The sequence below is a fragment of the Terrabacter terrae genome, assembly GCF_039529575.1.
In the GTDB taxonomy this organism is placed as follows: domain Bacteria; phylum Actinomycetota; class Actinomycetes; order Actinomycetales; family Dermatophilaceae; genus Terrabacter; species Terrabacter terrae.
Genome location: NZ_BAAANB010000026.1, coordinates 1 through 1932, shown reverse-complemented (window position 1 = coordinate 1932; position 1932 = coordinate 1). Strand labels below are relative to the sequence as shown.

Here is a 1932-nt window from a genome sequence, read left to right as displayed (position 1 = left end):
CGCGCCTGCACCCGGATGTTGTAGGCGTCGTTGTTGACGAGCCCGCTGATGACCTTGGTCAGGCCGGGCGCCTGGACCGGCGCCGAGCTGCCGGCGCCGGCGTTGCCGCCGATGTCGACCCACTGGACGCGGTACGCCAGCACCGGGCTACCGTCGTTGGCCGGCTCGGCCCAGCGCACCGTGAGCTTGCGGTCCCCGGGGGTGACGTCGGTGATCGAGGTGGCCTTGGGCTTGGTGTCGGGCCGCACGGTGTTGCTCGCCGGGCTCGGGTCGGACCAGCCGACCGGGTTGCGGCTGCGGACCGTGAAGGAGTAGTCCTTGCCGTTCGTCAGGCCCGTGATGGTGCACGGCGACGACGAGCAGGCCTTGGTGCCACCGCCCGGACCGTTGACCGTCACCTCGTAGCCCTCGATGGGCAGGCCGCCGTCGTAGGCGGGCGGCCGGAAGTCGACGCGCGCGCTGCTGCCGAGGATGCGGTCGGCGACGGCCGTGGGCGCCGTCATCGCGTCGGGCTTGCTGCGGACGCTGACGCTCACCTCGCCGCGGGCCGGCAGTCGTCCCGCCGCGTCGGTGACGGAGACGAGGATGCGGGCGTCACCGCGCGCCTTGTCCGAGGCCGACACGGTCAGCTGGCACCCGCCCGCCGAAGCGCTGACACCGGTGCCCGAGGCGACCTGCGACTGGCCGATGGCGCACTTGGGAGCGGTCAGCGGGCTGTCGAGGTACTGCGCGAGGTTCACCGTGCGGCTGGTGCCGGCGACGAGGCCCTCGATGCGGACCGGGCGGAGGGTCGCGGCCGGCGGGGCGCTGACCACCCGGACCTTGACCTTGTAGGTCTCGGCGCCGCCCTTGGCCTTTACCGAGACCGCGCCGGTGGTGCCCGCCTGGGCGCCCGCCTGGGCCCGGAGGACCACCTGGCGGCCACCGGCCCCCGTCTGCGTCAGGTCGACGCGGTCGACCGCAGGGCTCCAGCCCGCTTCGTACTGTGCGTCGCCGGCGTCCATGCCGGTGGGCACCCACGCGTGGCAGAGCCGCGGGATGTCGAAGGAGCGGGCGGGGCCGTCGGCGACGAGCTGGACCTCGTGGTCGGGGCAGCGCAGGACCGGCACGTCCGGACCGACCTGGACCGGGATCGTGACGTATGCCCTCTGGGCGGCCTTGTCCGCCGTCCCGGTCGCGTTGGTCACCTCGAGCATCACGGCTGCCGGACCGACGTAGCCGTTGGTCGAGGTCAGCGTGATCTCGGTGCCCGAGCCGGCCTGGGACTGGAGGTCCTGCTCGGGTGAGGTGGACAGGGTGTCCGGCGAGGTCAGCGTGACCTTGCCACCGCGCGGGTCGCTGACGTAGTCGCCCAGCGACACCTTGACCGTCGAGTCGGCGCCCATCTTGATGACCTTGCCGTCCACGACGTACGGCGTGCCGTTGCTGCCGGCCGGCACGTAGATCAGCGCCATCGCCGAGGCGCCGTCGGCGTCCTCGATGACGTAGGGCACGACGCGTGCCTGGGGCCGCAGCTGGATGCGCAGCTTGCGGCCCTCGCGCGTCACGCCGTCGCCGACGAACTTCGTGATCTTCAGGCTCGCCTGGTCGCCGTCGACGTCACGGTCGTTGGCCAGGGCGTCCACGAGGATCGAGGTCTCGCCCGGCTTCACGGTCCCGGTGTCGTCGACGGCGACCGGCGGGTTGTTGAAGCTCTTGTGGCCCCGCACGGTCAGGGTCGACTTCGACGGGTCGAAGAGCCCGTCGGTGATGCCGTAGGTCAGCACCTTGGCCGGGCCGTCCTCGGGTGCCACGACCTTGAAGGTGTCGTCCTTCTGCCGCGCGAACTGCTTGAGGACGTCGGGGTCGTTGAGCGTGGAGAGGTCGACGAACGACACGGAGTCGCCGGCCGCGATGAGGTCGTTGGACAGCACGTCGGCGTGCACGGTGCGG

Annotated in this window: 1 protein-coding gene; it reads right to left on the bottom strand. The window is 72.0% G+C overall.

The genetic code is table 11. The annotated features are described in order from the left end of the window. Window positions 1-1932: fibronectin type III domain-containing protein (locus ABD194_RS18560; RefSeq protein WP_343994240.1), on the bottom strand; the 1932-nt coding region annotated here is incomplete at both ends.